The 14,580-nt window shown below is 61.0% G+C and carries 12 protein-coding genes; 7 read left to right on the top strand and 5 right to left on the bottom strand.

All coding sequences use genetic code 11. From position 1 onward, the window contains the following. Window positions 1–32: 32 nt before the first annotated feature. Window positions 33–1,640 carry a fumarate hydratase gene (locus FJQ55_RS11190; RefSeq protein WP_140827940.1) on the bottom strand — a complete coding sequence of 536 codons (1,608 nt, stop codon included), beginning with the start codon at window positions 1,638–1,640 and terminating at the stop codon, window positions 33–35. Between the two features lie 171 nt (window positions 1,641–1,811). On the opposite strand from FJQ55_RS11190, the gene FJQ55_RS11185 reads away from it, so the two are divergent. Then, the gene (locus FJQ55_RS11185; RefSeq protein ID WP_140827938.1) at window positions 1,812–2,681 is read left to right on the top strand and encodes a GGDEF domain-containing protein; all 870 of its coding nucleotides are present in this window, start codon (window positions 1,812–1,814) and stop codon (window positions 2,679–2,681) included. Window positions 2,682–2,721: 40 nt separating this feature from the next. Here the strand turns inward: FJQ55_RS11185 and fumC are convergent, their stop codons facing one another. Beyond that, window positions 2,722–4,110: a class II fumarate hydratase gene (fumC, locus tag FJQ55_RS11180; protein WP_140827936.1), complete on the bottom strand. Its 1,389-nt coding sequence runs from the start codon at window positions 4,108–4,110 to the stop codon at window positions 2,722–2,724. Window positions 4,111–4,552: 442 nt separating this feature from the next. On the opposite strand from fumC, the gene FJQ55_RS11175 reads away from it, so the two are divergent. Next, complete coding sequence (locus FJQ55_RS11175; RefSeq protein ID WP_140827934.1) at window positions 4,553–6,409, top strand: L,D-transpeptidase family protein; 1,857 nt, start codon at window positions 4,553–4,555, stop codon at window positions 6,407–6,409. Window positions 6,410–6,470: 61 nt separating this feature from the next. On the opposite strand, the gene FJQ55_RS11170 is transcribed toward FJQ55_RS11175, so the two are convergent. Next, window positions 6,471–7,154 (bottom strand): HAD family hydrolase, encoded by a 684-nt coding sequence (locus FJQ55_RS11170; RefSeq protein ID WP_140827933.1) that lies wholly within the window; start codon window positions 7,152–7,154, stop codon window positions 6,471–6,473. A 146-nt stretch (window positions 7,155–7,300) separates the two neighbouring features. Here FJQ55_RS11170 and rpiA point away from each other — a divergent pair, with 146 nt between their 5' ends. From rpiA to gor, 3 genes are all read left to right on the top strand, one after another. Then, the gene (gene rpiA, locus FJQ55_RS11165; RefSeq protein WP_140827931.1) at window positions 7,301–8,002 is read left to right on the top strand and encodes a ribose-5-phosphate isomerase RpiA; all 702 of its coding nucleotides are present in this window, start codon (window positions 7,301–7,303) and stop codon (window positions 8,000–8,002) included. Between the two features lie 17 nt (window positions 8,003–8,019). Further along, entirely contained in the window at window positions 8,020–8,559 is a 540-nt protein-coding gene (locus FJQ55_RS11160) for a DUF2059 domain-containing protein (RefSeq protein WP_140827930.1), read from the top strand. Between the two features lie 115 nt (window positions 8,560–8,674). Beyond that, window positions 8,675–10,063: a glutathione-disulfide reductase gene (gene gor, locus FJQ55_RS11155; RefSeq protein WP_140827929.1), complete on the top strand. Its 1,389-nt coding sequence runs from the start codon at window positions 8,675–8,677 to the stop codon at window positions 10,061–10,063. Between the two features lie 472 nt (window positions 10,064–10,535). Here gor and FJQ55_RS11150 read toward each other — a convergent pair whose 3' ends face one another. Next, a complete protein-coding gene (locus FJQ55_RS11150) occupies window positions 10,536–11,408 on the bottom strand; it encodes an alpha/beta hydrolase family protein (RefSeq protein ID WP_140827928.1) in 873 nt (290 codons plus the stop codon). 242 nt (window positions 11,409–11,650) lie between these two features. Between FJQ55_RS11150 and FJQ55_RS11145 the strand changes: the two genes are divergently transcribed. Then, window positions 11,651–13,027: a class II 3-deoxy-7-phosphoheptulonate synthase gene (locus FJQ55_RS11145; protein ID WP_140827927.1), complete on the top strand. Its 1,377-nt coding sequence runs from the start codon at window positions 11,651–11,653 to the stop codon at window positions 13,025–13,027. A gap of 88 nt (window positions 13,028–13,115) precedes the next feature. Continuing rightward, on the top strand, window positions 13,116–13,514 hold the full coding sequence (locus FJQ55_RS11140; RefSeq protein ID WP_140827926.1) for a GFA family protein: 399 nt from the start codon (window positions 13,116–13,118) through the stop codon (window positions 13,512–13,514). Between the two features lie 16 nt (window positions 13,515–13,530). Here the strand turns inward: FJQ55_RS11140 and FJQ55_RS11135 are convergent, their stop codons facing one another. Next, window positions 13,531–14,424: a hypothetical protein gene (locus FJQ55_RS11135; RefSeq protein ID WP_140827924.1), complete on the bottom strand. Its 894-nt coding sequence runs from the start codon at window positions 14,422–14,424 to the stop codon at window positions 13,531–13,533. Window positions 14,425–14,580 lie beyond the last annotated feature (156 nt).

The following is a 14,580-nucleotide window of genomic DNA, read 5'->3' as shown; positions in this document are numbered from 1 at the left end:
GACGTCGCGGCAAGCAAGTAATCGGAGAAAAATCAGCCGAGGTTGAACTCCTGGAAGAAATCGTTGCCTTTGTCGTCGGTGACGATGAAGGCTGGGAAATCCTCGACCTCGATCTTCCACACGGCCTCCATGCCGAGCTCCGGATATTCCAGTACCTCGACCTTGCGGATACAATCCTGGGCGAGACGGGCGGCCGGGCCGCCAATTGAGCCGAGGTAGAAGCCTCCATGGCTCTTGCAGGCTTCGCGCACCGCGCGGGAGCGGTTGCCCTTGGCGAGCATGACCATCGAGCCGCCGAAGGACTGGAACTGATCGACATAGCTATCCATGCGCCCGGCTGTGGTCGGCCCGAAGGAACCGGAGGCGTAACCTGTCGGCGTCTTGGCCGGGCCGGCGTAGTAAACCGGGTGGTTCTTCATGTAGTCGGGCATGCCTTCGCCCTTCTCCAGCCGCTCGCGGATCCTGGAATGGGCAAGATCGCGGGCAACGATGATCGTCCCTGTCAGTGACAGGCGGGTCTTGACCGGGTGTTTGGTGAGCTCGGCCAGGATCGCCGACATCGGCTGATTGAGGTCGATCTTGACCACCGAGGAGGACAGCGCGGTTTCGTCGATCTCGGGCATATATTTCGACGGATCGGTTTCGAGTTGCTCGATATAGATGCCGTCTCGGGTGATTTTACCGACCGCCTGACGGTCGGCGGAACAGCTGACACCGAGCCCGATCGGGAGTGAGGCGCCGTGGCGGGGCAGGCGGATGACGCGGACGTCATGGCAGAAATACTTGCCACCGAACTGCGCCCCGACACCCAGGGACTGGGTGAGCTTGTGGATTTCCTTCTCCATCTCGATGTCACGGAAGGCGTGTCCGCTTTCCGATCCCTCCGTCGGCAGACCATCGAGGTAACGGGCCGAGGCGAGCTTGACTGTCTTCAGCGTCATTTCGGCGGATAGGCCGCCGATGACGATCGCCAGATGGTAGGGGGGACAGGCTGCCGTACCCAGCGTCAGTATCTTCTCCTTGAGAAAGTCGATCATGCGGTCATGGGTGAGAAGCGAAGGCGTGCCCTGGTAAAGGAATGTCTTGTTGGCCGAGCCGCCCCCCTTGGCCATGAACAGGAACTTGTAGGCGTCCTCGCCCTCTTCATAGAGGTCGATCTGGGCCGGCAGGTTCGTCTTGGTGTTCTTCTCCTCGAACATCTTGATCGGCGCGAGTTGGGAATAACGCAGATTGCGGCGCTCATAGGCATCGCGCACGCCGGCCGCCAAAGCCTCGTAGTCGTGACCATCGGTCCAGACGCGGCGGCCCTTCTTGCCCATGACGATGGCGGTGCCGGTGTCCTGGCACATCGGCAGGATACCGCCGGCGGCGATATTGGCGTTCTTCAGAAGGTCGAAGGCGACGAAGCGGTCGTTGTCGGTCGCTTCGGGATCTTGGAGAATAGAGGCGAGCTGCTTCAGGTGGCCGGGACGCAGGAGATGGTTGATGTCCGACAGAGCCGTCTCGGCCAACAGGCGCAGCCCCTCAGGCTCGACGGTCAAGATTTCCTGACCCTTGAATGTTTCGACGGACACATAGTCCGAGGTGATCTTGCGGTAGGGGGTCAGGTCTTCGCCAATTGGGAACAGATCGTCTGCCATCACGGGGCCTTTCGCGGCATCAGCTGGAAATTCCGGTGGTTTACGGGGAAGGACTTAAGATTTCAATGCGTCGAAAGCCGCAGGTCGGGCGTTGTTATTTCACCAATGTCTTGAGGATACGGCGTCCGTCATGCATGTGTCGTCGGGCTGCAGATTCGGAGGAGAGCAGGGATGGCTTTCGACAGCGCTAACAAGGACAGCTGGCGACGTTCGATCGTGATCAAGATCTTTCTGGTGAGTTTCGTGTGCATTCATCTGCCGCTCATCGCTCTCCTGCTCTTTTTGGGAACGACATCTCAATCGGATGGCTTCCGGGTCGCGCTGGTCGTTCTTGGTGCCACCCTCATCGGTACCGTCGCGTGTCTTGCCACAATGTGGTGGCTGACGCGGCCACTCCGGTATCTGGCGGCTGCAATCACGCGCTATCGCACAGGTGGCAGTTTTGCCGAAGACCGCCTCGACAAGCATGGTGAGGACGAGATCGCCGTCGTTACGCGTGCTGTCTGCGGCATGGTCGGAGAGATCGCTGCCCTCGCCGAGCGGGCCGAAGGGCAGCCGGCGCTTGATCCGCTGACGGGGCTATTGAACGGTAGCGCCGTCTACAGTGTGCAGGTCGAGCGGCAAGGAAACGGCGGATCAGACGTGACGGTTGCCGTGTTCGAACTGGAGGGGGTGGATGCCGTGCAGGCCCTACACGATCGCGAGGTGACCGACCGCGCGTTGGTGGCCGTGGGTGACCTCGTCCGACAATATTTCGCGCCGCGCCCGGTCGCGGCACGTATGTCCGGCACGACATTCGTCCTGCTGTTTGCCGGCGACAAGCCGAGCGCGGTGCTTCGTTGTTGCGAGGACTTGCGGCGGGCGGTAGCCGATCTCGAGGTTGGTCCGGTCGCGCGCGGCAGTCTCTGCGCCACCTTCGGCCTGGCTATGCGCCACGACCAGGAGACCATGGCCGACCTCATCCACAAGGCCGATATGGCACTCTTTCGCGCCCGCGACACGCGGCGCACCGGCCTCGAGGTTTTGCAAGCTCTGCCGTAGACGCAGGCGACAGCGGTTGTCACTGTCGCCTGCGATTGCTTCAGTGCGGACCGATCATCAATTCGGGACGAACATACTGATCGAATTCCTCATTGGTGAGATATCCGCCGCCGACTGCTTCCTCACGGAGCGTCGTGCCGTTCTTGTGGGCGGTCTTGGCGATCTTGGCGCAGGCGTCATAGCCAAGCTTGCCGTTGAGCGCCGTCACCAGCATAAGAGAGTTTTCCACGCCCTTTCGGATGTTGTCCTCGCGCGCCTCGATGCCGACCACGCAATTGTCGGTGAAGGATACGGCCGCGTCACCGAGCAGCTGGACCGACTGCAGAAAATTATAGGCCATCATGGGATTGTAGACGTTGAGTTCGAAATGCCCCTGACTTCCGGCAAAGGTGATTGCCGCCTGATTGCCGAAGATGTGGGCGCAGACCTGGGTCAGCGCTTCCGACTGGGTGGGGTTCACCTTCCCCGGCATGATCGAGGAGCCTGGTTCATTTTCCGGCAATTGCAGTTCGCCCAGACCCGCGCGCGGGCCGGAGCCGAGAAAGCGGATGTCGTTTGCGATCTTGAAGAGGGCAGCGGCCGCCGCGTTGATCGCACCATGGGAGAAGACCATGGCGTCATGGGCGGCTAGAGCCTCGAACTTGTTCGGGGCTGTGACGAAGGGCAGGCCGGTGATCGCAGCGATCTCTTCCGCCACCTTCTCGGCAAAGCCGATCGGGGCGTTGAGGCCGGTGCCGACGGCCGTGCCGCCTTGGGCGAGTTCGTAAAGGCCCGGCAGGGTGAGTTCGACGCGCTTGATCGAGGAGGCGACCTGGGCGGCATAGCCGGAGAATTCCTGGCCGAGCGTGAGCGGCGTTGCATCCTGCGTGTGGGTGCGGCCGATCTTGATGATGTGGTTGAAGGCTTTCGCCTTGGCATCCAGGGCGTAATGGAGGTGTTTGAGCGAAGGGAGCAGGTGATGCACCACATGCTCGGCTGCCGCGATGTGCATGGCCGTAGGGTAGGTGTCGTTCGACGACTGGCTCATATTGACGTGGTCGTTTGGATGAACGGGCTTCTTGGATCCCATGGTCCCGCCGAGCATTTCGATGGCACGGTTGGAGATCACCTCATTGGCGTTCATGTTCGACTGGGTGCCGGAGCCGGTCTGCCACACCACGAGCGGGAAATGGGCGTCGAGCTTGCCGTCGATTACTTCCTGGGCGGCCGCAATGATCGCGTCTGCCAGTTTCGGGTCGAGTTTGCCGAGCGCGAGGTTTGCCCGCGCGGCTGCCTGCTTGACGATGCCGAGTGCGCGGACGACGGGCAGAGGCTGCTTTTCCCAGCCAATCTTGAAATTGCCCAGAGAACGCTGCGCCTGGGCGCCCCAGTAGCGGTCAGCCTCGACCTCAATCGGTCCAAAGGTGTCTGTTTCGGTTCTTTTCGTCATAGGGATCTGCCTTTTCGCGTGGCTCAGGGGGGCTGCCCAGAGAGCAATGTAGGTGGTGCCGCTGTTGTTGCAAACGGATGGCAATAAGTTGCGTCGAATTGTCAACTATTTTGGTCGTCGGATAAATACCAAGAGGGGCTTTCAGCCAGCGGCTTGTGTCAATTCTGGCACGTGTCACGACAATTTGTCCCGCCGGTAACCGGGCTTCTCTGAAGACGGCGGGACACCATCCATTAACGTCAATGAAAAATTAACGAATGTTTCCATTTAGTTTGCCGGCGAACCCCGTCGTTGCGACGTTGCGGTCGCGCCAAATTTCGTCCGGCGATCCGTTCACGGTTTCGGCGCCGAACTTCCCAAGTAAAGGCTGATGGGCTAGTGAACCGCGCACATGGCCAGCAAGCCGCGAGTCCAAGGGGCTCGGCGTGAAATGAGAGCGAGAATGACGAGAACCTCCACATTTGTAGTGACGGCATTTTTGGCAGCAACGACTGCCCTCGGCGCAATGCCGGGAGAGGCCTCAGCCACGACACTTCTCGATCTCCTGCGGGGTGGCCCCGGCCGCAGCACGCGCGAGCAGGCAAAGCCCAATCTGCTGGAGCAGCAGGCGCTCGGCGGTCTTGAAATGGGCGATCCTGAGCCGCTGCCGAAGGTCACAGGACCACGCTACTATACCTACAAGCCTGAGGCGCAGCGGGCGATCCGCATTGCGCCTGTGGCCGCAGCAGGCACCGAAGCGGCCGCTGCAAGCGACATGCAGGATCCGCGCCGGTTCCTCTCCGAGGTCAATGTTCGGGCGACCGAAGACGTCGCCAAGACAGTCGAGGCTTATTATGCCGATCGGACCAAGCCTCTGATCTGGGTGGATGCGAATGGTCTCACCGATCGCGGCCGGCAGATGATTGCCGCACTCGCCGATGCCGGTGCCGCCGGTCTGTCGCCGGAAGATTATGCCGTCGCAGTTCCTTCGGATACCGTTGCCGACCCGGACCAGCGCCAGCGCGAACTGATGGGTTTCGAAATTGCGCTCTCCGCGAAGGTGCTGACCTATGTGCAGGACACGGTTCGCGGGCGTATCGATCCGAACAAGATCTCCGGCTATCACGATTTCAAACGCAAGGGTGTGAACCTGGCACCCGTGCTGGATATGCTACGCAAGAGCCCTGACGTTGGCGCCTATCTTCGCAACCGCGATCCGAAGAGCCCACAGTTTGTCGCTCTGCGCGACGAGCTTGCCCGGCTTCGTGCGGAAGACGCACAGGCGTCCGTCGAGCCGATCACCATCGCGCCGGGTACGCTGCTCAAGCCCGGCCAGAGCAATCCGGAACTCTCGCGCATCGTCGGCGCGGTCAAGCAGGTGGCGTCGGAGGCGGTGCTGACTCAGCATGCCGCGACGCTGGCCTCCTACACCGGCACGCCCGACTATACGCCGGAGCTGGTGTCGTTGGTCGAGACGTTCCAGAAGGAAAAGGGCCTGAAGGCTGATGGCGTCGTCGGTCCGGCAACAATCCGCGCCATGACGGGCCATAGCAATGCCGAGAAGATCGCAAAGCTTCAGGTGGCCATGGAGGCTGTTCGCTGGCTGCCGTCCGATCTCGGCCAGCGCTATGTTTTCATCAACCAGCCGGCATTCCAGGCTTACTACATCAATGACGGCAAGGAACAGCTGTCGATGCGGGTGGTTGTCGGCTCAAAGTCGAACCAGACGTATTTCTTCCAGGACCAGATCGAGACGGTCGAGTTCAATCCCTATTGGGGCGTGCCGCAGTCGATCATCGTCAACGAGATGCTGCCCAAGCTTCGCGCAGATCCGTCCTATCTGGATCGCCTCGGCTACGAGGTCTCCTATGGTGGCCGCAAGGTCGCGTCCAGCCAGATCGACTGGAACACCACCCATTCGGTCGACGTGCGCCAGCCGCCGGGTGGCGACAATGCGCTCGGCGAATTGAAGATCCTGTTCCCCAATGATCACGCGATCTACATGCATGACACGCCGTCGAAGAGCTTCTTCAATCGCGACATGCGCGCCCTCAGCCATGGCTGCGTGCGTCTGGCCCAGCCACGCGTCATGGCGGCTGCGGTCATGGGAACGACCGTGGAGGAGATCGGCAAGCAAATCTCGTCGGGGCAGAACCGCGCAGTGCAGGTGCCGCAGAAGATCCCGGTCTATGTCTCGTATTTCACGGCTTGGCCGAACAAGGACGGCGTGATCGAGTATTTTGACGATGTCTATGGACGCGACGACTATACCGGTAAGGCGTTTAAGGCGACCACGGATGCGCGGGCTCCGCGCGCCTGACGGCGCAATGGCAAGATCTATCAACAGGCGGTGGGCTAAGGCCCGCCGTTTTGGTTTCCGGTCAGGCTTTGGCGGTAAGACGCTCGACAAGCTCCAGCGTCAGTTCGTCGAAATGGCCGATGACTTCGGAGGCGCCGAGTGTGTCGATGGCCACGTCCGAGTAGCCGAAGGGCACGGCGATCGATGGAATACCGGCATTGCGGGCGGCTAGGATGTCGTTGATGCTGTCACCGATCATCAGCGCCTTGTGCGCCACCCCGCCGGCCATTTCGACAGTGCCGGTCAGGTGGGCGGCATCCGGCTTACGCACGGCAAACGTGTCACCGCCGGTGATTGCGGTAAAATAGCCGGTGAGGCCGAGCTTTTCGATCAAGGGACGGGCAAGGCCTTCCATCTTGTTGGTGCAGACTGCAAGCAGATGCCCGGCGTCCCTCAGGCGTTCCAGTGCTTCGGTCAAACCCGGATAAGGACGGCTCTGTCCCGGCATGCCGGCGGCATAGTGATCGATGAAGCGCTCGAGCAGGGCAGGGAGTTCGTCTTCCGCCAGCGATGCGCCTCTGAGTGCAAAGGCGCGGGCGATCATGACGCGGGCGCCCTGACCGACCAGATGCGTCAGATCCTCATAACTGACCGGGGGAAGGCCTTTGATCGCGATGGTATGATTGAGGCTGGCGACGAGGTCGGGTGCCGTATCCACCAGTGTTCCGTCGAGGTCGAAGACAATGGTCGTGGCTGGGCTGGTCAAGGTCACGCTCCCGGGCTGATCAGTCTGGCCTCCGGCGTTAGGGGAAATCCCCGCAAAAGGCAAATGCAGGCCCCGTTGCGGGGCTTTCGTTTGTGGAACGAGCCGTGTAAACAGCTTTCAACGCAACAGACGGGAGCTTTCGGCGCATGGACGCGCGGGAAATGAAGATCAAGGCTGCAGCCGAGGCACTGACCCATGTCGAAGACGGCATGCGGCTTGGCATCGGCACCGGTTCAACGGCTGAAGAGTTCGTCCGTCTGCTGGCCGAACGGGTCGCGGGCGGATTGAAGGTCGAGGGTGTGCCAACCTCGGAGCGCACGGCACGCCTTTGCCTTGAGCTCGGTGTGCAACTGCGATCGCTCGATGAGTTGCCGCAACTGGATCTGACCATTGATGGTGCAGACGAGATTGATCCGCAGCTGCGGCTGATCAAGGGCGGCGGCGGTGCCTTGCTCCGCGAAAAGATCGTCGCTGCGGCTTCGAACCGGATGATCGTCATTGCCGATGAAACCAAGATCGTCGATACGCTCGGCGCCTTCCCGCTGCCGATCGAGATCAATCCTTTCGGTCAGGTTTCGACACGCATCGCCGTCGAAGCGCTGGCCTCGCGGCTTGGCCTGTCCGGCGCGCTTGACCTGCGCAAACGGAGCGACGACAGCCTGTACATGACCGATGGCGGTCACCTCATTCTCGACGCATCTTTTGGCCGCATTCCTGATGCAGACGCTTTGGCGGAACAGCTCAATGCGATCCCCGGCGTTGTCGAACACGGCCTATTCATAAACTTGGCATCCCTCGCGATCATCGCCGGTCCGGCGGGAGCGCGCGTGATGGAGCCAAAAATCTAACAGGAGCATAGAATTACATGATCAGCATTTCGGGTATGGGCCGCTTCGCCTCGATCGCAATCGTTGCCGGTAGCGTCATGCTGGGCGCGCTGTCTGCCAAGGCGCAGGACGTTCCGCCGGAGCATCTCCAGGCCGCCCGGGCCGCGATCGACGCGCTCGGCGTGACCGACCGATTCGACGCCATTCTGCCGAACATCATGGACCGCCTGACGGTCCAGCTCATCCAGGCCTATCCGAACCTGCAGGATCAGATCTCGTCCACGATCGAAGCCGAAGCGCTGAAGCTCGCAGCCCGTCGCGCGGATCTGGAGCGCGAGGCGGCTCTGGTTTATGCCAAGGCATTCACCCCGGAAGAACTGCAGGCGATCACCGCCTTCTATTCGAGCGACGCCGGCAAGAAGCTACTCAAGGATGGTCCGATCGCCACCCGCGAGCTGCTGAAGGCCGCCGACATCTGGACGTCGGGCATGGCGCGTGATCTTGAAAAGCAGTCCAATGACGCGCTGCTCAAGATCGTTCAGGCGGACCAGCCGGCCGCCCCGGCCGCGAAGCCCTGATCCATTCCCTGTTGAATTACCGAGCCCGGGCATTGTCCCGGGCTTTTCTTTTGGTCCACCGGCCACCTATATCAGGCTGACAACGCCAGCACGCCCAAGAGCAGGAGCTTCTTCCATGACCCAATTCGACTATGACCTGTTCGTCATCGGGGGCGGCTCCGGCGGCGTGCGCAGTGCACGGCTGGCGGCAGCCATGGGCAAGAAGGTGGCGATCGCCGAAGAATACCGCTTCGGCGGCACCTGCGTCATCCGCGGCTGCGTGCCGAAGAAGCTGTTCGTCTACGCTTCTCAGTTCCACGAGCACTTCGAAGACGCGGCCGGATTCGGCTGGACGGTCGGCGAGAGCCGTTTTAACTGGCATGCGCTGGTGGCAGCAAAGGACAAGGAAATCGACCGGCTCGAGGGCCTCTATCGGAAGGGCCTGGAAGGGGCGGGAGCAGAGATCCTGCAAACCCGCGCCGAACTGACCGGGCCGCATAGCGTAAGGCTCGTGTCCAGCGGACGGGAAGTCACCGCTGAGCGGATCATCATTGCGGTTGGCGGAGCGCCCAACCCGCATGCCTCGCTTTCAGGCCATGATCTTTGCATTTCGTCCAACGAAGCCTTCCATCTGGAGAACCTGCCCCGATCGATCCTGATCGCCGGCGGTGGGTATATTGCCGTCGAATTCGCCAACATCTTCCACGGACTCGGCGTCGAGACCACGTTGATCTATCGCGGCGCAGAAATCCTCAGCCGCTTCGATCAGGACATGCGGCGGGGGTTGCACGAGGCGATGGAGGCGAAGGGAATCCGCATCCTTTGCCATGACCACATTCAGAAGGTCGAGAAGTCGCCAGCCGGCAATCTTCAGGTCGAGACGATGAACAATGGCGTGCTTGTGGTCGAGCAGGTCATGCTGGCGCTCGGACGCGACCCGAACACGACGGGGCTCGGTCTGGAGGCTGCCGGCGTCGAGATCAATGAGCGTGGTGCGGTTATCGTCGATCGCTATTCGCGCACCAATGTCCCCAGCATCTTTGCCCTTGGCGACGTGACGGACCGCGTCCAGCTCACCCCGGTCGCGATCCATGAGGCGATGTGTTTCATCGAGACGGAATACAAGAACAATCCGACCTCGCCGGACCACGAGTTGATTGCGACTGCCGTGTTCTCCCAGCCAGAGATTGGCACCGTGGGAATGTCGGAGGAGCAGGCAGCGAAGAAGTTCGAGGAAATCGAGGTCTATCGGGCGCAGTTCCGGCCGATGAAGGCGACCCTGTCGGGCCGGGCCGAGAAGATGATCATGAAGCTGATCGTCAATGCGGCGGATCGCAAGGTCGTCGGCGCCCATATCCTCGGTCACGACGCCGGCGAGATGGCGCAGCTTCTCGGGATCACACTCAAGGCCGGCTGCACGAAGGACGAGTTCGATCGCACCATGGCTGTCCATCCGACAGCGGCGGAGGAGCTTGTCACCATGTACAACCCGACCTACCGGGTGAGAAACGGCGAACGTGTCTAGAAACGCGGAAAGGCCCACCCTTCTTTGCAGATGCACAGATTGGGGCGGGCCTTTTCCAGTGCGATGATTTCAGCGGTGGCGCCGGTTGAAGCGCTTTCAGAAATGCTTTGCGAATTCCGTGGCGACGATTGGGACCGTGAATACGGCCAGCGCCAGCAGGGACAATAGAACGAACCGCAGCCTGCGGTTCCGACGGGTTTGTACGCCACTCCAGTCATACGCCATCACCATGATCCTCATGATCAACGCGAGAAACCAACGGCTTCCCAACTCACTGCACTGCCCCCACCAAGGCGAGTAACCGGTGAGGCTTGTGTGAAGCTGGCCGCAGGGGCCGAGAGCGTTTCGGCGCCGCGGTATTTCGGAGATCCGAGATGATGCGACTGCACCTCCCCGGGAGCAAGATCGCGTCTCATCTGACCGTGATATGGGGGCTGTGGAAACTGTGGGAAACCGGGGTGCAGTGCAGCAATTATGGCTGCAACAGCCATTCGATCGGCGCTTGCCAGAGCGTGTCCCGGAATTGCGCGCGGAAGAAACCGAGATGTCCGATCGGACCGCCAGCCTCCGCGGGTGACAGCCAGCGGATTTCCGTGGGCGCACGATGGTAATATTTCATGAGTGCGTGCTGGGCCCTGGGCGTACCCCAGGGGTCGTCAGTCATGCCGAGTGAGAGTATCGGGGTCTCGACTTCTGCAAAGCGCCGGGCCGCATCCATGGTGGGATCGGCAAAAAAATATTCCGGATGCCGCCCCCAGCGGGCCCATTCGCGAAACACGGTGCCTGGCAGTGTCTGTCCGAGCCCGATCTGGCCGGGTACCTTGCCGAGCAGCAACGCAAGCGGCACGCCGACCAGATTCATCTGGCTGAACACCCGGTAACGAGGCTTCGTATTGCCCCAATAGCCGGTCATCGTGGCCACCATCAGGTAGCGTCGAAACCGTTCGGAGCCGCCACCGAGCGCCAGCACCTGCCCGCCGAAGGACTGGCCCACACCGACGAGGGGATGGCCTGGTGCCTCCATGTCCAGAGCCTTGAGAGCCGCAGGCATGTCGAAATGCGCCCAGTCGCGCATCAGCATCGGCCGTCTCCAGCCTGGCGGCCGGCTGGAGTCGGAGACGCCCCGATAGTCGTAGGTGAGCGCAGCGCGGAAGCCATGGTCCTGGACGAGGTGCTGTGCGAAGCGCGCATAGAAGCCGCGTGGAACGGCGGCGGCCGAGGAAATCAGCGCAAGCGGCCCGTCGCCGGTTCCGGCAAAAAGCGTCGCGGCGATCGGAAAACCGTCCGAGGTGGTGATTACGAACTCGCGCTTTGCCGCTTGCTGCCCGCTTTGTTGTGCCGTCATGCGGCTCCTCCTTGGCCCATGCCAATGATCTTACGTTTACGTCCAGGTCAATGCAAGCGACGAGGAGTTGCGGATCGCGGCGCGCGCTGTTTGAAAGGCGACAGAGAGTGTGGGATCAGTGCTTCCAATCCCGTTCGAAGGCCTTAAACTTCGGCTTTCCAAGCCTTAGATAACCGTTTATAAGCCCCCATCCCTTGCGGCCGGGAGGTTGCCGCAGTTCCAGTATGAGACAGGTGACGACAATGGCGCAGAATTGGACCCCGAGCAGCTGGCGGCAGAAGCCGATCAAGCAGGTTCCGGCCTATCCGGACCAGAATGCATTGAAGGCTGCCGAAGAGCAGCTCGCATCCTATCCGCCGCTGGTCTTTGCGGGCGAAGCCCGTCGCCTGAAGAAGTCGCTTGCCCAGGTCGCGGAAGGCAATGCCTTCCTGTTGCAGGGTGGCGACTGTGCCGAGAGCTTCGCCGAGCATGGTGCCGACAACATCCGCGACTTCTTCCGCGCCTTCCTGCAGATGGCCGTCGTGCTGACCTTCGGTGCACAGCTGCCGGTGGTCAAGGTCGGACGTATTGCCGGTCAGTTCGCCAAGCCGCGTTCGTCGGACATGGAGAAGATCGGTGATGTGGAGCTGCCGAGCTATCGCGGCGACATCATCAACGGTATCGAATTCACCGAAGATGCGCGCATTCCGAACCCGGAACGCCAGCTGATGGCCTATCGCCAGTCGGCCGCGACCCTGAACCTCTTGCGCGCATTCGCGATGGGTGGCTATGCCAACCTCGACAACGTGCACCAGTGGATGCTCGGCTTCATCAAGGATTCACCCCAGGCCGAGCGCTACCGCAAGCTCGCGGATCGCATTTCCGAGACCATGGACTTCATGAAGGCCATCGGTATCACTTCGGACAACAATCCGAGCCTGCGCGAAACCGATTTCTTCACCAGCCATGAGGCGCTGCTTCTCGGTTATGAAGAGGCGCTGACCCGCGTCGATTCCACCTCCGGTGACTGGTATGCCACGTCCGGCCATATGATCTGGATCGGCGACCGGACCCGTCAGGCCGATCATGCGCATCTGGAATATTGCCGCGGGATCAAGAACCCGATCGGTCTGAAATGCGGCCCGTCGCTGCAGGCAGACGATCTCTTGAACCTGATCGACATCCTGAACCCGCAGAACGAAGCTGGGCGTCTAACCCTCATCTGCCGCTTCGGTCACGACAAGGTTGCCGAGCATTTGCCGCGTCTTATCCGCGCGGTCGAGCGCGAGGGCCGCAAGGTCGTCTGGTCTTGCGATCCGATGCACGGCAACACGATCACGCTCAACAACTACAAGACCCGTCCGTTCGAGCGGGTGCTGTCGGAAGTCGAAAGCTTCTTCCAGATCCATCGCGCCGAAGGTTCGCATCCGGGCGGCATCCATATCGAGATGACCGGCAAGGACGTGACGGAGTGCACCGGTGGTGCCCGCGCCGTGTCGGCCGAGGATCTGCAGGATCGCTACCATACCCATTGCGACCCGCGTCTCAATGCCGACCAGGCGCTGGAACTGGCCTTCCTGCTCGCCGAGCGGATGAAGGGCGGTCGCGACGAAAAGCGCATGATGGTTGCGAACGGCTGAAACAAAGTTTCAGTTTTCCGAGTTTGACGATCGGGCGGGCTTCGACGAAGCTCGCCCGAAGTCGTTTTGGACAAGGAGAGCGGGCGACATGACAGAGAAGCTTTCGGGCAAGTGCCTCTGCGGCGCGGTAACCATTACGGTCGCAGGCGAGCTCGGGCCGGTGGGCTATTGCCACTGCACCCAGTGCCGCCGGCAGACGGGGCTCTATTACGCCACGACCAATGCACCTGTAGACAGTGTTTCCATCACCGGCCAAGAGAATATCAGCCGCTACCGCGCGAGCTCCGAGGCGGACCGGGGTTTCTGCCGGATCTGCGGATCAGCCTTGTACTGGAAAGGTGACCGTGAGAACACGATTGCGCTGATGGCAGGTCTGTTCGATAGCCCGACAGGGCTCACTGGCGGCTATCATATCTACTGCGCTGACAAGGGTGATTTCTATGAGATCACGGATGGGCTGCCGCAGTTCGCCGCAAGCCAGAGCTGATGGATTGCGCTTCCCATCAGGCGGCGACCACGTCTTTCGTGGCATTCAGCCCAAGCTCAAGGCAGGCCTGGTGGTACGCAAGTTCCAGTGCTGCAAACTTGGCAGACTGCCACGTGAAGTAATCGTCAAGGAATCCCTGGCTCAGCCAGAGACTGCCGCGGCGGCGAGGGTGTTCCCAACCCAGGAGTCCGTCCGTCTCCGCCTTCTTGAACATGCGCTTCAGATTGGTCGCGGAGACCTGATAGATCTCGCTCAGTTCTGCCAGCGTAACCGGACCGGCGAGGACACGAGGTGCTTCGCGATCGACCTGGTCGAGGCGGGCGATCAGATCGTGCAGGATCATGCCGCCGAGGTCCGACCACAGGAAATGGCCGATCGAATCCGGCGGATCCCGCCAGAGGGGATCGTCGACCAGCATGTCAGCGGCGAGGGGTTGGGCGATGACGAAGATTGCTTCATGGTCGATCGACATCTGTTCCCGATTGCCGCCATCGATGCGATCAAGGCAGGCCATGTGTCCATTGAACCAGCTGCGCATGCCGCCAAGGCTCAGTTCGGTTGCCTCGAGCACGCGCACGCGTCTGTCCGGTACATCTGGCACGTCCCGAAGAAATTTGTAGGCGACAAGTTCGGCGAGATAGCCGGTTGCCGTGTTGCGGCTTGCCGCACCCAGTCTCATGACGGTTTCGACAAAGCGTGTTGCAGTCAAGCCAGACAGAGGATCATCAGGCCTCCGTCGCAATGCCAGCGCAAACAGTGACTGCGTCATCAGCCACTTTCGGTGCGACGCCTTGAGGCGCGACATGCGTGGCGTGCGCAGGTGAATGCCAATCAGATGTTTGGCGATCTGTTTCTCGATCGAGGGGAAAAGCGGATGGGCCGCGATTTCAGCACGCGTCATTGGCGGCATGGCACAGCTCTGCTTCACATTATTGACTGTCGCATTAACAAAAGCGTTTGCCCGGTCAAGGAGAAGCGCCGCGGACAGGTGGAATGCTGTCAAGCGCAACAAATGACTGAACAAAAAAAGTCTATGCCGGAATTTAAGGGATGCCGCAAGATATCG

The organism is Rhizobium glycinendophyticum, from assembly GCF_006443685.1.
Classification (GTDB): domain Bacteria; phylum Pseudomonadota; class Alphaproteobacteria; order Rhizobiales; family Rhizobiaceae; genus Allorhizobium; species Allorhizobium glycinendophyticum.
This window is presented reverse-complemented; position numbering and strand designations above follow the sequence as displayed.